This is a genomic window from Rhizorhabdus histidinilytica (genome assembly GCF_900167915.1).
GTDB lineage: Bacteria > Pseudomonadota > Alphaproteobacteria > Sphingomonadales > Sphingomonadaceae > Rhizorhabdus > Rhizorhabdus histidinilytica.
This window is the reverse complement of record NZ_FUYM01000003.1, coordinates 352438-374698: the sequence shown is the minus strand read 5'-3', so window position 1 is coordinate 374698 and position 22261 is coordinate 352438. Positions and strand designations below refer to the sequence as shown.

Sequence of the window (22261 nt, the reverse complement as noted above, 5' to 3'; positions counted from 1 at the left end):
TCATCAGCCAGATGGCATCTGGGGAGAATACAGACATGGACCCCAGCCTGCGCTGGGGTGACGGAGGGAGGGTGCGATGACCCGTATCCGCCTCGCCGGCCTGCTCGCGCTTGTCGCGGCCGCGCTGCTCAGCGCCTTCGCGGGGGAGGCGATGCGCCGGCCGATGTTCGACCTGTGGCAGCGCCTCGCGCCTCGCGACCTGTCGGGCACGCCGGTCCATGTCGTGCTGGTCGATTCGGACAGCATCGCCGCGGTCGGGCCCTGGCCGTGGCCGCGCTACCATATGGCCCGGCTGACCGAGGAGATCGCGGCGCGGGGGCCGAAGGCGATCGGCTTCGACATGCTGTTCCCGGAACCCGACCGGGTCCGGCCCGACATCTTCGCCGCGCTCTATCCGGAGCTCAGCCCGGCCGCCGCCGCCGAGGTCCACGGGCTGCCGCCGATGGACCGGCTCTACGGCCAGGTCGTCGGCAAGGCGCCGGTCGTGCTCGGCCGCGCCGGGGTGGGGAGCGGCGGCAGCGATCCCGCGCAGTTGTTCGTCGACGCCACGATCAAGGGTACGCTGCCGCCGAGGCTCCCCGACGAGCCGCGCGCGGTCGCCAATATCCCCGAGCTCGAAGGCGCCGCGCTCGGCCATGGCCTGCTCAACGGCCAGCCCGACAGCGACGGGCGCGTCCGGCGTGTGCCGTTGCTGATGAAGCTCGGCGGCCGGCCGATGCCCAGCCTGTCGCTCGAACTAGCCCGCTTGGCGCGGGACCAGGAGGCGGTGACGGCCGAGGGCCGCGCGGTGGCGCTGGCCGGCCGGCACATCCCGGTCGATGCGGAGGGGCGGATGCGGCTGCGCTTCGGCCGTTTCCCGGCCGCCGAGATCAGCTCGGCGGCCGACGTGCTCCGCCGGAAATTCCCCGCAGACGCCTTCGCCGGCAAGATCGTCCTGCTCGGCCTCGCCGCTGAGGGCACCGCCGACATCGTCGCCACCCCGCTGGAGGCGGAAGGCTTCGGCACGCTGGTGCAGGCGCAGGCGGTCGACGCGATCCTGCGCGGCGGCTGGCTCGACCGGCCGGTCTGGGCGGCGCCGGCCGAATGGGGGGCGGGGCTGCTGCTGGCGGTTGCGGTGCTGCTGTGCGGGCCGGCGCGCCGCCGGACCCTGATGCTCGTTCCGCTCGGGTTGGCGGTCGTGATCGCGGCGGTCGGCTGGTTCGCCTTCGACCTCGGCTCGCTGCTGCTCGACCCGTTGCGCCCGCTGCTGCTCGGGGGCGGCGCGGCGGTCGGCGTGGCGGGCGGCATGTTCGTCGAGGCGCGGCGCGAGCGCGAGCGGCTGCGCGAGACGCTGGTGCGCGAGCGGATCGCCGCCGCCGCGACCGAGGGCGAGCTGCAGGCGGCGCGCTCGATCCAGCTCGGCATGCTGCCGCCGCGTGAGGAACTGGCCGGTTTCGATCCGCGCATCGACATCGACGCGCTGCTCGAACCCGCCAAGTCGATCGGCGGCGACCTCTACGACGTGATCCGGCTCGACGCCGACCGCATCGCCTTCCTCGTCGGCGACGTGACCGGCAAGGGCGTGCCCGCCGCGCTGTTTATGGCGCTGTCCAAGGCGCTGGCGAAGAGCGTCGTGCTGCGCGGCGTGCCCAGCCTCGCCGATGCTGCCGCGATCCTCAACGAGGAGCTGATGCGCGACAATAGCGAGGCGATGAACGTCACCATGCTGGTCGGCATCCTCGACCTGTCGAGCGGCGAGCTGGTGCTGATGAGCGCGGGGCACGAGGACCCGCTCCACATCCGCGGCGACGGCGCGATCGCGATCCACAAGCTCGACGGCGGACCGCCCTTCTGCATCGTCGATTTCCCCTATCCCGACGAGCCGATGAGGCTGGCGCCCGGCGAGGCGCTGGTGCTGATCTCGGACGGGGTCAGCGAGGCGCAGAACGGCGACGGCGCGCTGTTCGGCCATGACCGGCTGCTCGCGGCGCTGCGGGGGCGGACGAACGCCTCCGCGATGGTCGAGGCGATGCGCGACGCGGTGCGCGCCTTCGAAGACGGCACCGACCCGACCGACGACCTTACGGTGATGGCGGTCCGCTACCTGGGTGATCCTTCAGAGACAATCTGACGCGCCCGTCTCCGCTCATCCTGAGGTGGGACAGAGCCTGGCGAAGGCCCGTCTCGAAGGATATTTCGAGGCTCGAACGCCCCTTCGAGACAGCATTTCGGCTACGCTCAATGCTTCCTCAGGGTGAGCGGAGGCTTTTGAGTCAGCCTCTCAGGACGAGCGGGCCAGATAATGAGCTTCGATATTCCGACGGGTCGTCAGCGGATCGTCACCACCACGCGACGGTTCGCCGCCTCGGAGACCCCGTCGGGAGTCGCGACGCGCAGGTTGCGCTCGCCGCGGCCGACCGCGCTCATCAGCGTCGGGTCGATGCCGTGCTTGGCCAGCACGCCGAGCACCTCCTCGGCGCGCTGCTGCGACAGCCGGTCGTTGGCGTCGGCGTCGCCCAGTGTGTCGGTATAGCCCGTGACCTGCACCTCGGCGCCCGGCCGCTCCGACACCTCCTTGATCAGGAAAGCGAGACCCGGCTGCGATTCGGGCGTCAGCTCGGTCGTGCCCTCGAGGAAATAGAGCGTCAGCCGTACCGGTGCGGGCGGCAGGGAATCGAGCAGCGCGCGCTGCCGCGCGCTCATCTTCGCCGGGTCGATCGATCGGGTGCGCGGCGTGCCGGACAGGTTGGTGCTGCTGTTGAGCTCACTGACCACCGTCTCCATCGGCCTGCCATTCTCCTCCAGCACCGCGACGGCGCCCTGTTTGCCTTCCTCGGTCGGAAGCAGGGTGAGGGTCGGCGTGGTGGCGCAGCCCGCCAGCAGACCCGCGGCCGCCAGCAGCGGCAGGGCCCGGTTCATTTGGAGACCTCGACGATGAAGCGGGTGCCGCGCACGCCGAGCAGCGAGGTCGGCGTCCGGACCTTCATCGCATCGGGCTTCGATTTGGCGATCTGACCCGACACGACCGCGAGCGAGCCGCGGTTGACCCGGGTCACGAAGCTGCCGGACTGGGCGGTGCGGTCATAGGTGAAGTCGTCGACCGAGATGCGGCTGTTCGGCCCCACCGAGAAACGGGTGTCGTCGATGAAGGTCAGGCTCATCTGGCCGTTCTTGCCGGTGACCAGCGTGTCGCCGGGGAGGAGCTGGAAACCGGGGGCGGGGGTGAGCTTCGCCTTGCCGCGCTCGACCGCGGTCGCGCCCACGCTGCGCTTGATCCGGCCGATCTCGGCCCAGGCCGGCTGCGCCATGATGGCCAGCCCCAGCACCGTCAATATTGCCCTACGCATCATTCTCGCCATCCCCATGACCAGAGAGTCGTGACATAGCGCAATTATGAGCGCCCGCGACTCGAATTCCGCGTCGGTTACAATCCGTTGCATTGGCGACGGGATCGTCCGCGAGACCGTCGACGCGGTCCACGGCTTCTGTGCGGCGGCGGGGCTGGACGGTGGCGACGCCGCGCGGCTGGCGATCATTGTCGAGGAACTGGTCGCCAACCTCGTCGAGCATGGCGGCGCGGGCGCTGCCGAGGCGATCGAGCTGAGCCTGACGCGCGCGGCTGGTGGCCCGGTGGCGCTGGTGTTGAGCGACGATGGCGCCGCCTTCGACCCGCGTGAGGCACCCGACGACGCGGCGATCCCCGATCGCGGCGGCGGCGCGGGACTCAACCTGGTCCGCGCCTGGGCGATCATCCTCGACTATCGCAGCGAGGGCGGACGCAACCGGATGGAGCTGTCGATCCCGGTCGGTTGATGACGATCGATCCCCCCGCTATGGCAGGCGCAGTCCAGCCTTCGGGGAAGTTCCTTGCAGCAAGCCGTCATCGCCAACGCCGCCCAGGCGATCCACTGGGCCGATCTCGGCCTGAACCCGATCGCGCTCGACCTCGGCTTCCTGCAGATCCACTGGTATTCGCTGGCCTATATCGCCGGCATCCTACTCGGCTGGTATTATCTCACCCGGCTGATCGCCCAGCCGGGCGCGCCGATGGCGCGGCGCCATGCCGACGATCTCGTCTTCTACGCGACGCTCGGCATCCTGATCGGCGGGCGGCTCGCTTATGTATTCTTCTACCAGCCCGACATCCTCCTCCACCCGCTCGACGTGCTCAAGCTGTGGCAGGGGGGGATGTCGTTCCACGGCGGCGCGCTCGGCGTCGCGGCCGGTATCTTCTACATGGCGCGCCGGAACGGGCTGAGCTGGTTGCGCATCCACGACTATGTCGCTTGCTGTGCGCCGTTCGGGCTGTTCTTCGGCCGCATCGCCAATTTCGTGAACGGCGAGCTGTGGGGCCGGCCGACCGACGTTCCCTGGGCGATGATCTTCCCCGGCGCGCCCGACGGCCTGCCGCGCCATCCGAGCCAGCTCTACGAAGCCGGTCTCGAAGGGATCGTGCTCGGCCTTGTCCTGTCCTTCTTCTTCTGGCGCACCGATGCCCGCAACCAGCCGGGCAAGCTCGTCGGCATCTTCCTGCTCGGCTATGGGCTGAGCCGCTTCGTCGTCGAATATTTCCGCGAGCCCGATGCGCAGCTCGGTACGTTGAGCTGGGGGCTGACGATGGGGCAGACGTTGACCGTGCCGATGCTGCTCGGCGGCCTCTACCTGATCGCCACCGCCTCGAAGCGGACCCCGGTCAACGTCGATTAGTGCTTTGCTAACCACGATCGCCTATCAGGCGGCGATTCCGACGTCGAAGAAGCGAGCGAGATGGAGACAGCCGCGGAACTGGCGGACGCGCTGGTTCGAGTGATCAAGGCCAAGGGGCCGATCCCGGTCGCCGACTATATGGAGGCGGCGAACGGTCTCTATTATGCCGCGCACGATCCGTTCGGCGCGAAGGGCGACTTCATCACCTCGCCCGAGATCAGCCAGATGTTTGGCGAGCTGATCGGCATCTGGATCGCCGATCTGTGGGGGCGATCACGCGCGCTCAGCGCCTATTATGTCGAGCTGGGGCCGGGGCGCGGGACGCTCGCCGCCGACGCCTTGCGCGCGATGGGCGCGCTGCGCCGCCATCCCGAGGTGCATTTCGTCGAGACCAGCCCGGTGCTGCGGCGGTTGCAGAAGGAACGGGTGCCCGATGCCGTCTGGCATGAGGGGATCGAGACGCTGCCGACCGACGCGCCGCTGATCATCGTCGCCAACGAATTCTTCGACGCGCTGCCCTATCGCCAATATATCAAGACCTATAGCGGCTGGCGCGAGCGGGTCGTCACCCATGATGCCGATGGCTTCCGCCCGGTGCCGGGCGATGTGCCTGCGGAGGACCTCGTCCCCGAGCATCTTCACGACGCGGTCGCCGGGAGCATCTACGAGACTTCGCCGGCCGGGCTCGCCGTCGCCCGCGCGCTGGCGGCGCGGGTCGCGAAGCAGGGCGGCGCGTTGCTCGCGATCGACTATGGGCATGAGAATTATGCCGCGGGCGACACGCTGCAGGCGCTCAACGCCCATGCCTATGCCGACGTGTTCAGCAATCCCGGCGCCAACGACATCACCGCCCATGTCGACTTCACGGCGCTGGGCGAGGCCGGCCGGCTCGGCGGCGCGCGGATCGAGGGACCGGTGTCGCAGAGCTATTTCCTGGCGACGCTCGGCATCGCCGCCCGTGCCGCCGCGCTATCCCGCCACCATCCTGACCGCACCGAGGAAATCGGCGCCGCCTATCACCGGCTGACGTCGGAGGAGGAGATGGGCACCCTGTTCCGCGCCATCGCGATGGTCAGCCCGAAATGGCCGAAACCGGCGGGATTCGAGGTCGGCTGATCCCATCGGCCCATTTCCCCGTCGTAGCGGTCAGCCCTCGCTCTCCGGCACACACGGCGCCGGACGGGTCGTCTTGCGGGCGATACGGGTGGTGGCGAACTCCTCGGCCGTCAGCGTCGCCGACTTGTCCGCGTCGGCCTTGGCGAAGCGGTCGCTGGTCTTGGCCGACCATTCCTCGAAGCTCAGCCGGCCATCGCCGTTGCTGTCGAGCTTGGCATAGGCCTTGCGCCGGCTGGCGAGGAATTCCTCGCGGCTGACCTTGCCGTCCTTGTCCTTGTCGTAGCGTCCGAAGCGCTTTTCCTCGCGGGTCTTCTCGGTCGCGGCGGGCGGTTCCGCGAGCGGCGCGGGCTCGGCCGCCTGGAGTGGGGCCGATGCGAGCTGCGGTCCCTTGTCCTGTCCCTGCCACAGCATCACGCCACCGCCAGCCAGCAACAGCCCGCCGGCCGCACCCGCCAGATATCGCCACATATCGTCTCTCCCCCGGATATCCCCAGGGGCGGAGCTTAGCGCCCCGTCAGGCGATAGGCGAGCGCCCGAAGCATCCGTTTCGGCGACCCTTGCCGCCGTTGCCGCTCGGTCGGCATCGCGGCGTCCGTCCGCGCGAGCAGGACGAGCAGGCCGAGCGGCCGGAGCGCCGCGGGCCAACTGCCGATCGCGACCTCGCCCAGCCGTTCGGCGGCGGCGGCGCGGGCGAAGCGGCGCGCCTGTGGATCGCGTAGCCGGTGGCCGAGATCGGCAAGCGCCCAGCCTTCGCCGGCGCGGCCGACATCCTCGGGCACCGTGCCGAGCAGGGCGGCTGACAGGGCGAACAGCGTACCGCCGCGGCCCTCGCCATGGGCGATGACCTGCGCCTCGCCCGGAACCTCCTCTTCGAGCAGCGCCGCCCAGCCTTCCTCGATCGCTGAGATCGACCCGCCGGACAGGCCGGCGGGCAGCAGTTCTTGGGCGGCGGCGGCCAGCAGCGGCTCGGCCGCGACCGGTATATCGGGTTCGTCGAGCCGGATCAGCGCATCGCGCCACCAGATCAGCCGCATCGCGCCGATCGCCGGCTCGCGCGCGGCGGCGACGATCGCGCCCATCCGTTCGTCGATCCGCCACAGCAGGGCAAGCCGGTCGCGGCGGGCCGCCGGCGCGTAGCTCAGTGCCAGCAGGCGTTCGGGATCGGACAGCGGGGACGGGGCGGGGTCAGGCGTGCTGATAGATGCTGCCGTCGAGATGGCGCTGGAGGCAGTCGAACAGGGCGCCACGGGTGAAGGGTTTGCGGAGGAGCTCATATTGCGCGCCATAGCCCATGGTGAGCTCCTCGCTGAAGCCGCTCACCAGCACGATCGGCAGATTCGGCCAGCGCTGGTTGAGCCGGCGGGCGAGCTGCACCCCGCTCAGGCCCGGCATCACCACGTCGGTCAGCACGATGTCGAACGGGCTCTCCTGGGTATCGACCAGGCGTAACGCCTCCTCGGCCGAGCTGGCCTGGACGATGTCGAGGCCCGTGTCCTCGAGCATGAGGCAGGTGATCTCCGCGATCTGCGCATTGTCCTCGACATAGAGGAGCCGGCCCAGAAAGGGGTTGCTCACCTGCCCGGTGCCGGGTGACGCTGCGGAACGCGGGCCTTTCTGCCCCATAAGCATACTCCCAACCGACTCGGGTCGGTTGGGAGTTTTATCACAGATCGAGAGTCGGGCGGTCCGCAAAAACCCCTAGCGCTAGCTCCGGTAGCTGACCGCCTTGGCCGCCGCTACGACATCGGACACCTTGAGCAGCGCCGCCTTTTCCAGATTGGCGGCGTAGGGCATCGGCACGTCCTTGTTGGTGACGCGGCGGACCGGGGCGTCGAGGTCGTCGAAGCCCTCCTCCATCGCGATCGTGACGATCTCGGAGGCGATCGAGCAGACCGGCCAGCCTTCCTCGACGACGACCATGCGATTGGTCTTGCGGAGGCTTTCGAGCACCGTCGCCTTGTCGAGCGGACGCAGCGTGCGCAGGTCGATCACCTCGGCGTCGATACCTTCGCCCTCAAGCTGCTTGGCCGCCTCCAGCGCGACGCCGACGCCGATCGAATAGCTGACGATCGTCACGTCCGAACCTGTGCGGCAGATGCGCGCCTTGCCGATCGGCAGGACATAATCGTCGAGCTTGGGCACGTCGAAGCTCTGGCCGTAGAGCAGCTCGTTCTCGAGGAACACGACCGGATCGGGGCAGCGGATCGCCGCCTTGAGCAGGCCCTTGGCGTCGGCCGCCGAATAGGGCGAGATGACGATCAGGCCGGGCACGCTGGCGTACCAGGGCGCATAGTTCTGGCTGTGCTGCGCGGCGACACGGGCAGCCGCGCCGTTGGGGCCGCGGAACACCACCGGGCAGCGCATCTGGCCGCCCGACATGTAGTTGGTCTTGGCGGCCGAGTTGATGATGTGGTCGATCGCCTGCATGGCGAAGTTGAACGTCATGAACTCGATGATCGGCTTGAGCCCGCCCATCGCGGCGCCGGTGCCGATGCCGGCGAAGCCATATTCGGTGATCGGCGTGTCGATCACGCGTCGGTCGCCGAACTCGTCGAGCAGGCCTTGGGTCACCTTGTAGGCGCCCTGGTACTGCGCGACCTCCTCGCCCATCACGAAAACGTCGCCGTCGCGGCGCATCTCCTCCGCCATCGCGTCGCGCAGTGCCTCGCGCACCGTGGTCTTCACCAGCTCGGTCCCCGCGGGCACCTCGGGATCGTCGCGGGTGTCGGCGACCGCCGCGACGAGGTCGCGCGCGCCGGTCTCCATCTTGTGCGGGGTCGGGCTCTCGGGGGCCGGAACCTCGGCCTTGGCGGCCTCCGGCTTCGGCTCGGCCGGAGCTGCGTCGGCCTTCGGCGCCGGGGCGGCGTCATCGTCCTCGCCGGCGATCCGGGCGATCACGGTGCCGACCTTGACCCCTTCGGTGCCGGCGGGGACGGTGATCTCGGCGATCGTGCCCTCGTCCACCGCTTCGAACTCCATCGTCGCCTTGTCGGTCTCGATCTCGGCGAGGATGTCGCCCGACTTGACCGTGTCGCCCTCCTTGACGAGCCACTTGGCGAGCGTGCCTTCCTCCATCGTCGGGGAAAGCGCGGGCATCTTCAGATCGACAGCCATCAATATTGTCCCACCAGCACGTCGGTATAGAGCTCTTCGGGCTCGGGTTCGGGCGACTGTTCGGCGAAGTCGGCCGCCTCGGTGACGATCGCGCGGATGTCCTTCTCCAGCTTGCGCAGATCGTCCTCGCTGACGCCCGCCGCCTCCAGCTCCTTCTTGAGGTGGTCGATCGGGTCGGACTTGTCGCGCACCGACTGGACCTCGTCACGCGAGCGGTACTTGGCCGGATCGGACATCGAGTGGCCGCGATAGCGATAGGTCTTCAGTTCGAGCAGGATCGGCCCCTTGCCGGCACGGACCCAGGCGACCGCCTCCTCGGCGGCGCCGCGCACCGCCAGCACGTCCATGCCGTCGACCTGGATACCGGGGATGCGGAAGCTCTCGCCGCGGCGATAGAGCTGGTCCTCGGCCGAGGCGCGGTTGACGCTGGTGCCCATGGCGTACTGGTTGTTCTCGATCACGAAGATGATCGGGAGCTTCCACAGCTCGGCCATGTTGAAGCTCTCGTAGACCTGGCCCTGATTGGCGGCGCCGTCGCCGAAATAGGCCATGGCGACGCCGCCGTCGCCCGAATATTTATGCTTGAAGGCGAGCCCGGCGCCGAGGCTGACCTGCGCGCCGACGATGCCGTGGCCGCCATAGAAGCGATGGTCGACCGAGAACATGTGCATCGATCCGCCCTTGCCGCGGCTGATGCCGGCGGCGCGACCGGTGAGCTCGGCCATGATCAGCTTCGGGTCGATGCCATAGGCCAGCATATGGCCATGGTCGCGATAGCCGGTGATCACCGAATCCTTGCCGACCTCGAGCGCCGACTGCAGGCCGACCGCGACGGCCTCCTGGCCGATATAGAGATGGCAGAAGCCGCCGATCAGGCCGAGGCCGTAGAGCTGGCCCGCCTTCTCCTCGAAACGGCGGATCAGCAGCATCTGCCGGTAGAACTCCAGCATCTCCTCCTTGCTCGCCTCGTACCGCTGCGGCTCGGCGGGGCGCTCGCGGTTGGATATCGGCGGCGCGGTTGTGGCGGCAGCGGCCGGCTTCGGCGTGGCGGCTTGCGCTCGTGGAGATGCGGGTTTGCGCGGCGCGGCCTTTTTGGCCGCTGCGCGTGGCTGTGCTGGTTTCGCCAAGCGGATTGCTCCTTGTCCCGGGGAGGGGGTGACTGGGTCGCATATAGGCCGTCGGGCGCGCCGATTTCAACGGACTTGGCGGCAGGCGGCAATAAAGCTTCCTTATGGGAGCGGGGACCGGCGGGCACCGCCGACGATCCATGACTGCCGATCCATGGGCGGTATCTCCATGGAGATACATCTTGTCGGAAAGGAGCTTCTGGCCGCGCCGGCGATGGCGCGTGGCTCAGTTCCGCGGGATGATGATCTCGTCCGGCCGCACCTGGCCCGTCGAGCGGCGCACCAGCTCCTCGCCGAAATCGGGGTCGACGCGGCTGGGGTCGAGCAGCTTGGCGTGGTGGCGCAGCCGGTCGCGCACGGCTTCGGTGCGGCGCAGTTCGTCCGACTTGGCCTGGAGCTGGGTGCGGTAGCCGCCGAGCGCGAGCAGACCGTTGGGACCGATCAGCGCCGCGCTGGCGAAATAGCCGATGATCAGAATCGCGACCGCGGGCAGCGCAGCGCTGCGGGCAATCTGGAAAAGAGGGACGCGATTCATCCAGGGACAGAATCACCGATGAGTCGCGCGATCAAGTCCTTTTGCACCCTTTTGACGCTGAATTACCGATATTTTCTGGTGATTTGTGCAGCGATTCGGGCGCGCAGCGAGCTTGCCTGCCAGCATGGAACCACAACATCTGGTGGGTGAGGGGGCTGCTGCGGCGTTCCTGCCGCGATAAGTGGTGGTCGCTCCGCTGGATGGGGCTTCCGATCCTCGCCGCGCGGCTCTGCGGGCCGGCGATCCCCCTCTTTCGGTTCGATTATCCGGGCGACATGTGATCCGCGTCATATAAATTCAGCCCGATCCCCGTAACGAAAGGCTTGACGCCATGGGCAGCCGGTCTAGCGTCGCCGGCTGGAAGAGGGGCTGTCGCGACGGGGGCGTTGCGGCATCCGGATCGAACGGGGGAACAATGCTGAAACTGCGTCCTGTGGCGAAAGCCGCAATCCTTGGCGTCGGCCTGGCGATGGTCGCCGGTCCTGCGATCGCCAAGAAGGATCGTTCGCACCAGGCGGTCGATCTCGATCCCGACCAGCGCGGCGTGGTCTCGGGCGTCGGCATCGAGGGCCAGGACCTCGGCCGCATGGCGGACCAGATGGTCCGCGACCTGATGGCCAATCCCGAGATTTCCAACCGGGCGACTCCGCCGCGGATCATCCTCGACAGCTCCGACCTGCGCAACCAGAGCTCGCAGCGGATCGACAAGGACATCATCACCGACGAACTGCGCGGCAAGCTGATGGGCGCCGCCCGCGGCAAGATGCGTTTCGTCAGCCGGGAGTTCATCGCCGCGGTCGAGCAGGAACGCGCGCTGAAGCGCGACGGCGTCGTCGACAGCGGCACCACCGGGCTGACCCGCGCCACGGCGGGTGCGGACTACAAGCTGGTCGGCAAGATCACCTCGCTCGACAGCCGCAACAACGACACCGGCATGCAGGAGCGGCTGACCGTCATCTCGCTCGAGATGCTCGACCTCGAATATGGCACGCTCGTCTGGAACGGCACCTACAAGATCCGCCGTGCCGGCGCCGACGACGTCGTCTATCGCTGAGGGAGGGCCCGATGAAGACCATCCATCGGCTGGCGACCGGAATCGCCGCTTTCTCGCTGCTGTCGCTCGCCTCCGCCGTCGTGGCGCAGGATGCCGCCGCTCCCGTCGATCCGGCTGCCGCCAAGGCCGCCAAGGCCGCCGCCAAGGCGCGCGCCAAGCAGGTCGCCGCCTGGAAGGCGCAATATGGCCCCGGCCCCTATCCCGACGAGGTCGAGGCCTTCGCCCAGACCCGGCAGGAGGAGCTGCGCGGCTATTATCGTACCCTCTATTATGATGGCGAGCATAACGCCGTGCTCAACTATGAGCGGCTCGGCCTGCTGTCGATGGAGCTTGGCTATTATGCCGATGCGGAGAAGGCGTTCGACGGCGCGCTCGACCGGATCGAGGCCTTCTACAACAAGGACAAGCAGGCCGAGAAGGCGACCTCGGCGACGCGGCTGGAGGTCAACAAGGACTTCAAGGGCGAGCCCTATGAACGGGCGATGGCCTATTATTATCGCGGGCTGCTCTATCTGCGGAAGGGCGACTACGACAATGCCCGCGCCTCGTTCAAGGCGGCCGAATATCAGGATACGGTCGCGGGCGACGAGAGCTTCCAGTCGGATTTCGCGCTGCTGACCTTTCTGCAGGGCTGGGCCTCGCAATGCGCGGGCGACGGAAGCCAGGCCGCCGACGCGTTCGAGCAGGCCGCGAAGATCGATCCCAAGCTCAAGGTGCCGGGTCCCAACGACAATGTCCTGGTGCTGACCGAACTCGGCATCGGCCCGGTCAAGGCGACCGACGGGCAATATCAGGAGAAGCTGGTCTTCCGCCCCGGCGCCGCCATGCCCGAAAACGGCGCCATCGTGACGCTGGGCAGCGGCAAGACGACCCGCGCCTGGCCGCTGACGCCGGCCGCCGACATCTACACCCAGGCGTCGACCCGCGGCGGCCGGGCGATCGACGGCATCCTCGACGGCAAGGCCCAGTTCAAGTCCGGCCTGGAGACGACCAGCGCGCTCGCCACCACCGTCGGCAGCACCTTCGCCCAGCAGATGGGCGGCAACGCCCTCTACGCGCAGGGGATCGGCGCGGCGCTGAGCATGTTCTCCAAGTCGGTCCGCCCCACCGCGGACACCCGGATGTGGGACGGCCTGCCGTCGACCATCATGGTCGGTACCACGCGCTGGGGCGCCGCGTCGGCCGCCGCGAAGGGCAAGAAGGCGCCGCCCAAGGCTGCGCTGAGCGGGGGCGATTGGAGCATGCCGTCTGTCAGCATGACCTATCGGCAGGACGACAATGCGCTCGACCTGGCCGGGACCAAGCCGATGTCGGCCAGCGCCGGCAAGTGCGGCATCGTCTGGGCGCGTTCGCGCAGCGTGTCGGCCCTGCCGCCCGAGGCGCCGGGCAACAACGCCAAGATCGCGTTGGCGCGCAAGCGCGACAAGGACGTGTGGGCCAAGGACGAGGCCTTTCGCGCGAAGCTGCGCTAGTTGCTTGATGGGAGACGATCGATGAGAATGTATCTGCTCGGCGCGATCGCCGCCGGCGCCCTGCTCGCCGTCCCGGCGCAGGCGCGCGAGAACCGACCGGTCAAGTGCGACATCGGCGATGCCAAGCGGTCGCTCTCGGCGGGCGGGCCCGCGCTGGTCGCCAACGTGCCGTCGGCGATGACGCCGATCGACCTCAACGCCGTTCAGATGACCGACAAGAAACTGGCCAATCGCGTCGTGGTCGAAGGGATGTTCGCGCGGCGGACCGAGACCAATTCGGTCGAGGTGATCACGCGCTTCGTCAATTGCACCAAGAAGACGGTCGAGCTCGACGCGCGCTCCTCCTTCATGGACGAGAACCAGGTGCCGACCGAGGATTCGACCTATTGGAAGAAGGTCATCCTCGCACCCAAGGCGACCGGCGTCTATCGCGGACTTTCGATCGGCCGCGACGAGGTCAAATATTACCTCGTCGAGGTGCGGACCTCGCAGCCATGATCCGCTCCGCGCTGCTGCTGGTCATCGCCTGTGCCGCGAGCCAGGCGCAGGCCGGGCAGGAAGTGCCGCCGCCGCGTCCGATCCGTCCGGTGCAGCCGGCGCTGATCGCGGCGCCGTCGCCGGCCGTCTATGGTGCGATGCCGGCCCTGTGGCGCGACACGCCGCCGGTGATCGAGGGCTGGTCGTCCGATCGCCGCATTCCCGTCGTCGGATGGGTGGACGGGGATGATGCGGACTATGCCGACGCCGGTTTCGACGACGATTTCGGCGATAGGGGCTATTCTTCGTGGGGGGACATGTGATGGGGATCAGGACCGGGGCCGCGGGGGCGGCCGTCGCGGTGCTGCTGGCGACCGCCGCCGCCGCGCAGCAATATCGCGACAACATGCCCGAGGTGCTGGCCGCGCCGCCGCGCGCCAACATGGCGGCGCAGAACAACGCCGCGACCACCAGCGCCTTCCGGTCGGCCTATGCGCGCAAGAAGAGCCCGCGCATGGTGATCTTCTGGAACCGGCAGCTCACGGACTCGCTGTCGACCAGCTATGAGGAATGGTCGCGCTTCACGCTGACCGACGGCCGGGCGGTCGACAAGACCTATTATGAGGACGGCTCGACGGCGGTTGCCGGCCGCGCTGTCGAGGCTGAGCTGCGCTCGGGCCGCACCGCCACCGCCGCCGACGGCGCGCGCATGACCGGTCTCGCCGAGCGCGCGGACTGGAAGGCCGCCCAGGGCTTCAATCGCACCATGCTGGCCGGCGGCGCCCGGCTGATCGACCGCACGTTGATCATGCGCTCGACCGCGCTCGGCAAGGGCGTCGATCGCAGCGATGCCCAGTCGGTCGAGATGTCGGCGCTGGTCGGCAAGGCCGATCTGCTGGTCGAGGTGTTGCAGACCCCCGACGACGGCGCGCCGAGCGGCTACACCTTCCGCGTCGACGTCAAGGACATCCGCAGCGGCACGCTGCTGGCCACCGTCGTCACCCAGGGCATTCCGCCCTCGGGCGGGCCGGGGCGCTGGGTCGCCGGGCCGAACGGCTATCAGCGCGAACGCCCGCTGCCGCCCACCGTCGATCAGGTCGGCGCCCGCGTGGCGACCGAAGTGATGCAGGCGCTGGTCGCGAACTGGGGGTAGATCGACCGGCTGTCGCGGTCGTCGGGCAAGCTAGGCTCTGGTAAGGCCATGATCCGCCGCTATAGGCGGATCGCATGCAGCCCTATCGTTACGCGATCGGTATCGGGTCGAACCGCCGCCATGGCCGCCACGGCGCTCCGGCCGCCGTGGTGCGGGCGGCGATCGCGGCGATCGATGCGGACGGCGTCGCGGTCGTGGCGCGCTCCCCGATCATCGCGACGCCGGCCTTGGGGCCGGCGGGGCGAAGCTTCGCCAATGCGGCGGTGATCGTCGAGACCCGGCTCGATCCGCCCGCGCTGCTCGCCCGGCTCAAGGGGCTGGAGGCGGCGTTCGGACGGCGGCGGGGACGGCGCTGGGGTGCCCGCGTGCTCGATCTCGACATATTGCTGTGGTCGGACGGACGCTGGTCGCAGCGCCGCGGGCGGCGGCTGACGATCCCGCATCGCGAGGTGCAGCGGCGCGATTTCGTCCTCCGCCCGCTGCTGGCGATCGCGCCCGGCTGGCCGGTGGGCGAGGGCCGCCGGACGGTCCGTCACGCCCGCGCCCGGCTTCTCCGCGGGGCGGGTTGACCGCGAGAGCCGCGCCCAATAGGGAAGCGCGGTCGGTGGGTCCGTAGCTCAGTCGGTAGAGCAAGCGACTTTTAATCGAGAGGTCCCGGGTTCGAATCCCGGCGGACCCACCAGACGCCCATCCCATTGACGCCCATAGCGTCCCAATCCCTTGATTTTCCGGGCCCGGTGCGCCACCTGTTGGGGGCATCGGAGTTCCATCGCGTTCCACCCAATCCCCGCCATCTGGGGGCAGGCGTGGGGGCATTTCAGAAAGGGTGGGGGCATCGTGCCGCTGACAGACGCTCAATGCCGCAAGGCCGCGCCCGGCGAGAAAGACTATAAGCTCGCTGATTCTGGCGGGCTATACCTGTTCGTCACGAAGAAGGGCTTCAAGTCCTGGCGGCTCAAGTACCGCTTCGCCGGGAAGGAAAAGCGGCTGATCTTCGGTCCCTATCCCGAGGTGTCGCTGATCGAGGCCCGCGACCGCCGTGACGATGCGCGCCGGCTGCTGCGCGATGACAAGGATCCGGGTGTCGAGGCGACGAAGAAGCGCGCGGCCAGCGCGGCTAGCGCCGGCTCGACCTTCGAGAAGCTGGCGCGGGCATGGCATCAGGCCAGTCTCGCGAAGTGGTCGGAGCATCAGGGGAAGCTGGTCCTGCGCGCGCTGGTCCGCGACGTCTTCCCGGAGATCGGCGCGCTGCCGATCGCCGAGGTGACGGCGCCGATGATGATCAACCTGTTGCGCAAGATCGAGCGGCGCGGCGCGATCGAGACGGCCAAGCGCATCCGCACCTATTGCTCGGCGGTGTTCTGCTTCGGCATATCGGAGGGCGTGGCGGAGACAGACCCGGCCGCGATCGTCGGCAAGGCGCTCAAGCCGAACCCGCCGAAGAAGAAACAGCCGGCCTTCACCGATCTCGACCAGGCGCGCGGCGTCCTGATCAAGAGCGAGGAGGACACGGCCCAGCCGCTGACGCTGCTGGCCTCGCGCCTGCTTGCGCTGACGGCAGCCCGACCGGGGATCGTCCGCACCGCACTCTGGAGCGAGTTTGAGGGGATCGACTGGCATGCCCCCGGCGCCGCTGCCCCCGATGCGCTCTGGCGCGTCCCTGCCAGCCGCATGAAACTGGAGCTTGATCGGAAGGGCGAGGATGCTTTCGAGCACGTCATGCCGCTGTCGCGGCAGGCGGTGGAAGCCCTCCACGCCGTGCGCCGCCTGTCGGGCCGGATCAAGCTGCTATTCCCGTCGACGCGCCGGTCGATCGATCCCATGTCCGAGAACGCAATCGGGTACATGTACAACCGCATCGGCTTCCGCGGCCGGCATGTGCCTCACGGCTGGCGCGCGGCCTTCTCGACCATCATGAACGAATGGGCACGCGAGCATGGCCGGGAAGGCGATCGGGCGGTCATCGACCTGATGCTCGCCCACGTCCCCAAGGGGCTTTCCTCGTCCGAGGCCGCCTACAACCGATCGCAGCACATGGCGCGCCGGCGCGAGCTGGCACAGATATGGGCCGACATGCTGATGGAGGGGCTCGCACCGGCGAACGATCTCGTCGACGGCCGGGTCGATCGACTGATCAACGCGGGTTTGCGACCCAGTCGCTGACGTCCGATTCGTACCAGCCGACGCAATTCTCGCCGAGCTTGATTTGCGCCGGGAAGGCGCCCTTCGCGATCTTGCGATAAAGCGTCGTCCGCTTGAGGCCCGTGCGCGCCAGCACGTCCGGCTGGCGCAAGATGGTGTCGCCGCGACGATCGGTCATTGCACCTCCTCCGTTCGGTCGACGACCGGGACTTGGTGCTCCAACGCCACCTGTCCGGCATACCGGGCCACAATCCTTACGCTCTCATCTATGCAGAGGATTTCTTCCCCGCCGCCCTCATGAATGAGCACAGCCCAATAGACCATGCCGCCGACGTTGCTGTAGTCGAGACGCGTTCCGTCAGCGCCCGTCCAAGCCATCGGTTCACTTTGGATGCCGCCCGCAATCTCGATGCGCGCGATCCGGTCGGGGCGGGGCCTAAAGGGAATGATATTGTCGGTCACTGATCGCTCCATGCGCGGCTGGCCGCGTCGATGCCGTCGCCGGTCGGCACGGCGTGGTCTTCGGTGATTGTGGTGGTGGTCTTCCCGGTCTTATGGGTCCGCTGCGTCTGCCAGCTCGACCCGCTCGCGGCGAAGAAGACCAGCCGGCCGCCCCACCGCGTCACCCATAGGGTCGTGCCGTCGGGCGCCACGGCCGCCCGAGCAACGCGCCCGGCGCTCAGCTTGGCGCTGGCGTCGGGGTCGGCGGATACCGGCCTCTGGCATGCGGCGAGCCCAAGCGCTGCAACGATCGCGACGGGTGCTCTCATGACAGCATGACCTTGCACAGCTCCAGCGCCTGGGCTTCGGTGAAGCCCTCGCTCACGTAGGCGAGGTAGAGCTGCCGGCGGGCATGAGCGATATCGCTGGCATGCTTCGCGATGCTGTTCATGAGCGTGCCGTAGTTCGCGAATGCGGCGATCACATCGGCGGGCGTGCTGGGGCGTTGGGGATCAGTCATCGGCTTGATCTTTCGTAAGCGGGATGCCCGACCTCGATCGGGTGATATTGGGGTTCAGAGCGCCGACGCGCTGGGCGGCGAGGTGGAGCTTCTGGACGACCATCGAGGGCGGCTGGCCGGAACGGCACTCCTCGTCGGTTCGCCGATCGAGTTGGTCCGCCATTTCATGGATGAGGCGCTTCCCGGCGGCGGAGGCCGCGCGGAAGCCGCGGGCGTAGCGGTCAGCCATCGTCCTGCTCCGGCTGGATCATGCCCAGGTCGACCATGACCTGTTCGAGTTCGTCGGTTTCTTCGCTGGTCAGGGTCCGCTCGCGGGATAGGGCATCGAGGGCGGCAAAGCGCCGCGCGAGCTCGGTGCGGTGCGCCAATCCGCGCTGTCCGGTCTTCGCCAGGGCGGCATCGGCATCGGTCAGCATTCTATTCGCGATAGCTACGGCCGCGTCGCGATCGGCGCCGAGCGCCAACGAACGCACCTTGATGTCGGGACGCGAGGACGGCGGCACCGTCCAGTAATAGGCGACCCTGTCCCGGGCCAACTTCTTGGCCTGCACGTAGCGTGGGAGCGACCGGGCGACGCGCGATAGGCGCGCAGCTGCGCCCTTCACGTCCTGCGTCGCCAACCGTCGGGAGCTGGACCGTTCGGCCATGCCGGCGATAATCTCGTCGGTGCTGTCGCCGCTCATGACGCGATCGCCATGCCTTCGAGGTGGTCGAGATCCTTGGCGACGGCAGCGTGCCACTCGTCCGGCCAGCCGCAGAACCCCTCCATCCGGCTTTCGATCAACTCTAGCTTGATCCGCAACGCGGCGATCGAGGGCGTCCGAATGTCCTCGATGACGCGATCCATCGCCACGCAATAGGCTTCGACGGCGTCGTCTTCGCCCTCGGTGCCGAGGGGAATCGCGTCGTGGATCGCACGGACCCGCCGATATTCGGCGACTGCCTCATCGAAGGCTGCCTGCTGCGCCCGCTGCTCCGCCAGGAAGGCGTCGGCCTCGGCTTCGATCACGCGGGCTGTTTCGTCGGTGATTTCGTTCCCATCGGCCGACAGCTTCACCGCGGCGAGGCATCGGAAATAGTTGCCCCCGAGCGTCGCGGCTGGGGTTTCGAGGATTCTGTTCTCGCAGGTGACCAAGCCATCGGTTGACGCGAGCGACTGCGCCTCGGTGGCGCCGGGCGCGTTCGCGGCGGCATGGTGGGCATCGCGTTCCGCCATCCAAGCGCGGAACTGATCGGTGGTAGCTGGCGCGGTCATGCGACCCTCCTGTTGAAAGGAACGACATTCTGGGGCTGGCGCTCGCCACCGCCTCCGTCGTCGGCTGGCGCTTCCCACCCGCCGCACCAGCGGTCGGCGTGGACTTCCGGGAACATGCTGATGGGGAACGGGAACGACGGAGATTCTTTCACCATCGGCGGATTGAAGACGCACACGCCCACGTCTGCATGAGCGCTGGGGTCGACGATGGCGTTGGCGAGCCTCGCGCCAGCCTGTTCCCAATACACACAATTGCGGCAGGTCGGGCGGTCAGACATTGTTGGCCCTCCCTCGGAGATCGATCGGCTTGCCGCGCTTGCCGCCCTGCATCGTCACCGCACCGTCGGCGATCGCGCGGCAGAGATCGGCGTGGGCGTTTGCCTCGTCCATGATGTCGGCGGCGGTTATGTCGAAGAGGAACTCGGGACCGCGCTGCGCGACAATCCCTGCCATCGCATCGGCCATCAGGGGCACCAGCTTTGCCTGAGGCCTCGGAGCCGCCGACTGCTCGGCAGTTATGCGCCCGGCCGCGACGTTGGCACGCTCGAAGGCTACCGTTTCCGGTGGCGTGTACCACGGATCATCATATGCGATGTGCATGCCGGCGGCTGTCGCCGGCACCCAGAGGCGCATTTCGTCCATGTAGGCAATCGAAGTGACGACCACGCCAGGCTTAAGATGGGCCGACAGGGGGGCCAGCGCTGGCGGCAGGTCGGCCTTCCAATCCCATACCAGCGCAATGCGGCGCGAGCACGGTGAATCCGTGTAGCCCGGCACGCGGCAACCGCTCGTCGAGGGCGCTTGGTATTCGAGCGCTACGACCGGGAAAGGTGGCCGCAGCGCCGTGTTAGGCATCTGCGGTCGAACCAAGCCCCTGTCATACATCACGCCGTAGTCCGGCATGATGATCGTCTGGGCGGCGGCGAGCTTCCCGGCGAGATATCGCAGGCCCAGCTTGCTCAACGGCGGCGCAGTGCGCTCAATCGTGCGCAGGTCCCGCCATGCCCTCTTGGTGTAGTTGAGCGGCTGGGTCATAGTCCGCGCTCCAGTTCGACGATGGCGGCAAAGATCCCGCGTTCGTTGAGATCGGCGGCATCGGACAGCCGATCGTCGTCGATACGACCGGCGACGATATCGTGATCGCGTTGCGTGCTGACCGTATGGATCAGGTTCACGCGCAGCTTGGCGGCTACGTCCCCCAGCGATCCAGACGGGTTCGCCATGATCCGCTCGGCGGCGTCGTCGATGATCGCCCAGAACGGCGCCTGATCTTCCTCGGACGCGCCGTCATCGAGGGCGTGCAGTTCGCGATAGGCATCGAACCATCGGGCCAGCTGCTGCTGGATAACCGACGTCGGCTGGGCCATGGGCTTGAAGCAGCCGCACCAGTCGGCAGAAAACGTGGCTGGGTAGAGGGATGCCGTCACCAGTGACGTGGTGTCCATATCCGGATCTTCCTGTCGGCCATAGGCCAGCCTCGGCATGAGCGCGGCGACGTAGGTCTCGCTGACGACCGGCGGCCGAAGCCGGCAACGGCCGAAGCCGAAATCGGGATCGTTCGGATCGCGATCCGTCATGTCCTCAAGCCAGAAGCGACAGCGGTTGCACTGTTCGGTCATTGGACCTCTCGCCATTCAAGTTTGCGGGGAGTGGCGTCGAGCGGCGGCGCCAGGCGCTGGTCGAGCAGAATGCCGACGACCCGGCCGACCATCTTCTCGGCGAGCTGCTCGAAGGTGTACGGGCCGTCGCCCCAACGGAGCGGCTCGCCGACCGGCGTTCCGCCGAGGCTCATCATCTGCCGGGGAAAAAGGTCGCCAACCCAGAGGCGGCCGTACCATGCCGATCCTTCCGGCGCGGTGGTGAAGTAAGCCGCGACCACCGACCGAGCGCCGTTCGACCACTCGATCAGATAGGGCTCGTCCGGCATCGGCATGCGGTCGCGGGTGTCGACCGCGACGATATCGCCCCGGCGGATCATCGGCTCGCAACGGTTGTCATCGACCCGATAGGCGATGCAGCCGAGCGGGATCTCGTCGAGAACGACCATCTCGCGGCGGATGGGGGCTGGCGCTGCGGTCATTCGGCTTCTCGCTGAGCAATCTTGGCCGCCAGCTCGACGGCGTAGCGGCACGGAGGCAGCGCGACAGTCTCAGCGATGATGGCCGAGACCGCCGGAAGGTCGGCGATCAGGGCGCGCCAGAGGTCGGACTCCTGAAAGTTCGTTCCCGGCTGGGCCTCATGCACCGGCTGGAAGGGGTTGCCCTCCAACGGTGGGTCGTTCTCGATCAGCGCAAGGGGGAAAACCTTCAGCACCACGTCTGCCGCATTCTCTGCCGGCACGGCTGCAAGTTCGCGGATTGCCTGGTTAGCGCTTCGCGTCAGCCCGCTCATGACAACGTCGGGGCACGGCTGGGCGTAGTGGACCGCGGCCTCGGCGGTGCGCCAATGCTTGAACGCCGTGAGCACGGCGGGGCTCGGGCTGATCTCGGTCATGCCGCTGCGCTCCCGTCGTGGAGGGCGCGGAGGGATGTCAGGGTCTCGTCGATTTCCTCCTTGCAGGCGTCGCAGAGCATGCACATCAACTCGAAGTGCTTGCCGCCGAGGCCCAGATTGAGTTCGTCGATCGTCGAAAGGGCCGCCTTTATCCGGTGAAGGTTGGCGGTGGCGATATCTACGGCATCGATAAGGATCGACTGCAGCGAAGAAGCGGTGCGATCTTCGGTCATGCCGATGCCTCCAGATGGGCGGCAATGCCCTTGAGCGCCGCGACGACGGCGCGGCTGGCGGCTTCGGTGCTGTCGCCCTCGTCCTGATTGTCTGCGACGAATTCAGCGACGACGAGCGCGGTAGTCGCGATGATCAGGCAGTCGCCAAGGCTGGTCGGGGTCACCGCGCAAAGTTCGTTATTTGCGCTGATTGAAACGCCGATCAGTTCGTTGGAGGCCTCCGTCGCGACGCCGGCATCGCGCTCGATGATTTCGGCGGCTTCTTGCAGGTCGTCGATTTGGCGAACAACCTCGGCCATGCGGCCAGCGTGGGTGGGGAAAGCCGCCAATCGCGCGGCCAGGCTGTCGGCTGACGCCGGTATTCGTGGGGTACGTTCGACCATCGCGGCCTCCTGCTCGAGTAGCAGGGTCGATCCGCGGTTATCTCGCCGTAGCGGAGGCCG

The 22261-nt window shown here is 67.9% G+C and carries 33 protein-coding genes and 1 tRNA gene; 12 read left to right on the top strand and 22 right to left on the bottom strand.

The features are described 5' to 3' along the window. Positions 1–76: 76 nt before the first annotated feature. Entirely contained in the window at positions 77–2110 is a 2034-nt protein-coding gene (locus B5X82_RS08570) for a CHASE2 domain-containing protein (RefSeq protein WP_079647737.1), read from the top strand. A gap of 197 nt (positions 2111–2307) precedes the next feature. Here B5X82_RS08570 and B5X82_RS08565 read toward each other — a convergent pair whose 3' ends face one another. Further along, positions 2308–2898 carry an OmpA family protein gene (locus B5X82_RS08565; RefSeq protein WP_079647736.1) on the bottom strand — a complete coding sequence of 197 codons (591 nt, stop codon included), beginning with the start codon at positions 2896–2898 and terminating at the stop codon, positions 2308–2310. Further along, positions 2895–3329, bottom strand: a complete 435-nt coding sequence (locus tag B5X82_RS08560) for a FecR family protein (RefSeq protein WP_223811258.1) — start codon at positions 3327–3329, stop codon at positions 2895–2897. Before B5X82_RS08560 ends, B5X82_RS08565 begins: the two co-directional genes overlap by 4 nt. 43 nt (positions 3330–3372) lie before the next feature. Between B5X82_RS08560 and B5X82_RS08555 the strand changes: the two genes are divergently transcribed. From B5X82_RS08555 to B5X82_RS08545, 3 genes are read left to right on the top strand one after another with little or no spacing between them, the layout of a single operon-like run. Continuing rightward, on the top strand, positions 3373–3792 hold the full coding sequence (locus B5X82_RS08555; protein ID WP_079647735.1) for an ATP-binding protein: 420 nt from the start codon (positions 3373–3375) through the stop codon (positions 3790–3792). 54 nt (positions 3793–3846) lie between these two features. Next, positions 3847–4686, top strand: coding sequence for a prolipoprotein diacylglyceryl transferase (lgt, locus tag B5X82_RS08550; RefSeq protein ID WP_079647734.1), 840 nt, complete (start codon positions 3847–3849; stop codon positions 4684–4686). A gap of 60 nt (positions 4687–4746) precedes the next feature. Beyond that, positions 4747–5802, top strand: coding sequence for a class I SAM-dependent methyltransferase (locus B5X82_RS08545; protein WP_079647733.1), 1056 nt, complete (start codon positions 4747–4749; stop codon positions 5800–5802). A gap of 30 nt (positions 5803–5832) precedes the next feature. On the opposite strand, the gene B5X82_RS08540 is transcribed toward B5X82_RS08545, so the two are convergent. From B5X82_RS08540 to B5X82_RS08515, 6 genes are all read right to left on the bottom strand, one after another. Beyond that, positions 5833–6270: an EF-hand domain-containing protein gene (locus B5X82_RS08540; protein WP_079647911.1), complete on the bottom strand. Its 438-nt coding sequence runs from the start codon at positions 6268–6270 to the stop codon at positions 5833–5835. Between the two features lie 35 nt (positions 6271–6305). Continuing rightward, complete coding sequence (locus tag B5X82_RS08535) at positions 6306–7076, bottom strand: hypothetical protein (RefSeq protein WP_235862634.1); 771 nt, start codon at positions 7074–7076, stop codon at positions 6306–6308. After that, complete coding sequence (locus B5X82_RS08530) at positions 6988–7425, bottom strand: response regulator (RefSeq protein WP_235862633.1); 438 nt, start codon at positions 7423–7425, stop codon at positions 6988–6990. Before B5X82_RS08530 ends, B5X82_RS08535 begins: the two co-directional genes overlap by 89 nt. A gap of 81 nt (positions 7426–7506) precedes the next feature. Beyond that, the gene (locus B5X82_RS08525) at positions 7507–8916 is read right to left on the bottom strand and encodes a pyruvate dehydrogenase complex E1 component subunit beta (RefSeq protein WP_079647730.1); all 1410 of its coding nucleotides are present in this window, start codon (positions 8914–8916) and stop codon (positions 7507–7509) included. Beyond that, complete coding sequence (pdhA, locus tag B5X82_RS08520; RefSeq protein WP_079647729.1) at positions 8916–10043, bottom strand: pyruvate dehydrogenase (acetyl-transferring) E1 component subunit alpha; 1128 nt, start codon at positions 10041–10043, stop codon at positions 8916–8918. The genes B5X82_RS08525 and pdhA overlap by 1 nt, the downstream gene beginning before the upstream one ends. Positions 10044–10269: 226 nt before the next feature. After that, complete coding sequence (locus B5X82_RS08515; protein ID WP_079647728.1) at positions 10270–10578, bottom strand: FtsB family cell division protein; 309 nt, start codon at positions 10576–10578, stop codon at positions 10270–10272. Between the two features lie 415 nt (positions 10579–10993). Between B5X82_RS08515 and B5X82_RS08510 the strand changes: the two genes are divergently transcribed. The 8 genes from B5X82_RS08510 (at position 10994) to B5X82_RS08475 (ending at position 16897) form a co-directional block, all read left to right on the top strand. Next, complete coding sequence (locus tag B5X82_RS08510; protein ID WP_079647727.1) at positions 10994–11632, top strand: penicillin-binding protein activator LpoB; 639 nt, start codon at positions 10994–10996, stop codon at positions 11630–11632. An 11-nt stretch (positions 11633–11643) separates the two neighbouring features. Further along, positions 11644–13104 carry a hypothetical protein gene (locus tag B5X82_RS08505; RefSeq protein WP_079647726.1) on the top strand — a complete coding sequence of 487 codons (1461 nt, stop codon included), beginning with the start codon at positions 11644–11646 and terminating at the stop codon, positions 13102–13104. 21 nt (positions 13105–13125) lie between these two features. Then, positions 13126–13602 carry a hypothetical protein gene (locus B5X82_RS08500; protein WP_079647725.1) on the top strand — a complete coding sequence of 159 codons (477 nt, stop codon included), beginning with the start codon at positions 13126–13128 and terminating at the stop codon, positions 13600–13602. Next, complete coding sequence (locus tag B5X82_RS08495; protein WP_079647724.1) at positions 13599–13904, top strand: hypothetical protein; 306 nt, start codon at positions 13599–13601, stop codon at positions 13902–13904. Before B5X82_RS08500 ends, B5X82_RS08495 begins: the two co-directional genes overlap by 4 nt. After that, the gene (locus B5X82_RS08490; RefSeq protein WP_079647723.1) at positions 13904–14734 is read left to right on the top strand and encodes a hypothetical protein; all 831 of its coding nucleotides are present in this window, start codon (positions 13904–13906) and stop codon (positions 14732–14734) included. The genes B5X82_RS08495 and B5X82_RS08490 overlap by 1 nt, the downstream gene beginning before the upstream one ends. A 74-nt stretch (positions 14735–14808) precedes the next feature. Continuing rightward, positions 14809–15303 (top strand): 2-amino-4-hydroxy-6-hydroxymethyldihydropteridine diphosphokinase, encoded by a 495-nt coding sequence (folK, locus tag B5X82_RS08485; RefSeq protein ID WP_079647722.1) that lies wholly within the window; start codon positions 14809–14811, stop codon positions 15301–15303. A gap of 37 nt (positions 15304–15340) precedes the next feature. Further along, positions 15341–15416 (top strand) — tRNA-Lys (locus B5X82_RS08480). Between the two features lie 155 nt (positions 15417–15571). Further along, positions 15572–16897 (top strand): tyrosine-type recombinase/integrase, encoded by a 1326-nt coding sequence (locus B5X82_RS08475; RefSeq protein WP_235862632.1) that lies wholly within the window; start codon positions 15572–15574, stop codon positions 16895–16897. On the opposite strand, the gene B5X82_RS08470 is transcribed toward B5X82_RS08475, so the two are convergent. From B5X82_RS08470 to B5X82_RS08410, 14 genes are read right to left on the bottom strand one after another with little or no spacing between them, the layout of a single operon-like run. Next, positions 16869–17054: a helix-turn-helix transcriptional regulator gene (locus B5X82_RS08470; RefSeq protein ID WP_079647721.1), complete on the bottom strand. Its 186-nt coding sequence runs from the start codon at positions 17052–17054 to the stop codon at positions 16869–16871. The genes B5X82_RS08475 and B5X82_RS08470 overlap by 29 nt on opposite strands. Next, complete coding sequence (locus B5X82_RS08465) at positions 17051–17338, bottom strand: hypothetical protein (protein WP_079647720.1); 288 nt, start codon at positions 17336–17338, stop codon at positions 17051–17053. Before B5X82_RS08465 ends, B5X82_RS08470 begins: the two co-directional genes overlap by 4 nt. After that, positions 17335–17646: a hypothetical protein gene (locus B5X82_RS08460; RefSeq protein WP_079647719.1), complete on the bottom strand. Its 312-nt coding sequence runs from the start codon at positions 17644–17646 to the stop codon at positions 17335–17337. Before B5X82_RS08460 ends, B5X82_RS08465 begins: the two co-directional genes overlap by 4 nt. After that, positions 17643–17837 carry a hypothetical protein gene (locus tag B5X82_RS08455; protein ID WP_079647718.1) on the bottom strand — a complete coding sequence of 65 codons (195 nt, stop codon included), beginning with the start codon at positions 17835–17837 and terminating at the stop codon, positions 17643–17645. Before B5X82_RS08455 ends, B5X82_RS08460 begins: the two co-directional genes overlap by 4 nt. Continuing rightward, positions 17830–18066, bottom strand: a complete 237-nt coding sequence (locus tag B5X82_RS08450) for a hypothetical protein (protein ID WP_079647715.1) — start codon at positions 18064–18066, stop codon at positions 17830–17832. Before B5X82_RS08450 ends, B5X82_RS08455 begins: the two co-directional genes overlap by 8 nt. Further along, the gene (locus B5X82_RS08445; protein WP_079647713.1) at positions 18059–18520 is read right to left on the bottom strand and encodes a hypothetical protein; all 462 of its coding nucleotides are present in this window, start codon (positions 18518–18520) and stop codon (positions 18059–18061) included. Before B5X82_RS08445 ends, B5X82_RS08450 begins: the two co-directional genes overlap by 8 nt. Further along, entirely contained in the window at positions 18517–19092 is a 576-nt protein-coding gene (locus tag B5X82_RS08440) for a hypothetical protein (protein WP_079647712.1), read from the bottom strand. The genes B5X82_RS08445 and B5X82_RS08440 overlap by 4 nt, the downstream gene beginning before the upstream one ends. Then, positions 19089–19370 (bottom strand): hypothetical protein, encoded by a 282-nt coding sequence (locus tag B5X82_RS26300; RefSeq protein WP_139385064.1) that lies wholly within the window; start codon positions 19368–19370, stop codon positions 19089–19091. Before B5X82_RS26300 ends, B5X82_RS08440 begins: the two co-directional genes overlap by 4 nt. After that, complete coding sequence (locus B5X82_RS08435; protein ID WP_079647711.1) at positions 19363–20127, bottom strand: hypothetical protein; 765 nt, start codon at positions 20125–20127, stop codon at positions 19363–19365. The genes B5X82_RS26300 and B5X82_RS08435 overlap by 8 nt, the downstream gene beginning before the upstream one ends. Further along, positions 20124–20711, bottom strand: a complete 588-nt coding sequence (locus tag B5X82_RS08430; protein ID WP_079647709.1) for a hypothetical protein — start codon at positions 20709–20711, stop codon at positions 20124–20126. Before B5X82_RS08430 ends, B5X82_RS08435 begins: the two co-directional genes overlap by 4 nt. Further along, positions 20708–21172, bottom strand: a complete 465-nt coding sequence (locus tag B5X82_RS08425; protein WP_079647708.1) for a hypothetical protein — start codon at positions 21170–21172, stop codon at positions 20708–20710. Before B5X82_RS08425 ends, B5X82_RS08430 begins: the two co-directional genes overlap by 4 nt. After that, entirely contained in the window at positions 21169–21585 is a 417-nt protein-coding gene (locus B5X82_RS08420; RefSeq protein WP_079647707.1) for a hypothetical protein, read from the bottom strand. The genes B5X82_RS08425 and B5X82_RS08420 overlap by 4 nt, the downstream gene beginning before the upstream one ends. Next, positions 21582–21818, bottom strand: a complete 237-nt coding sequence (locus B5X82_RS08415; RefSeq protein WP_079647706.1) for a hypothetical protein — start codon at positions 21816–21818, stop codon at positions 21582–21584. The genes B5X82_RS08420 and B5X82_RS08415 overlap by 4 nt, the downstream gene beginning before the upstream one ends. Next, positions 21815–22201: a hypothetical protein gene (locus tag B5X82_RS08410; protein ID WP_139385063.1), complete on the bottom strand. Its 387-nt coding sequence runs from the start codon at positions 22199–22201 to the stop codon at positions 21815–21817. Before B5X82_RS08410 ends, B5X82_RS08415 begins: the two co-directional genes overlap by 4 nt. Positions 22202–22261: the final 60 nt, after the last annotated feature.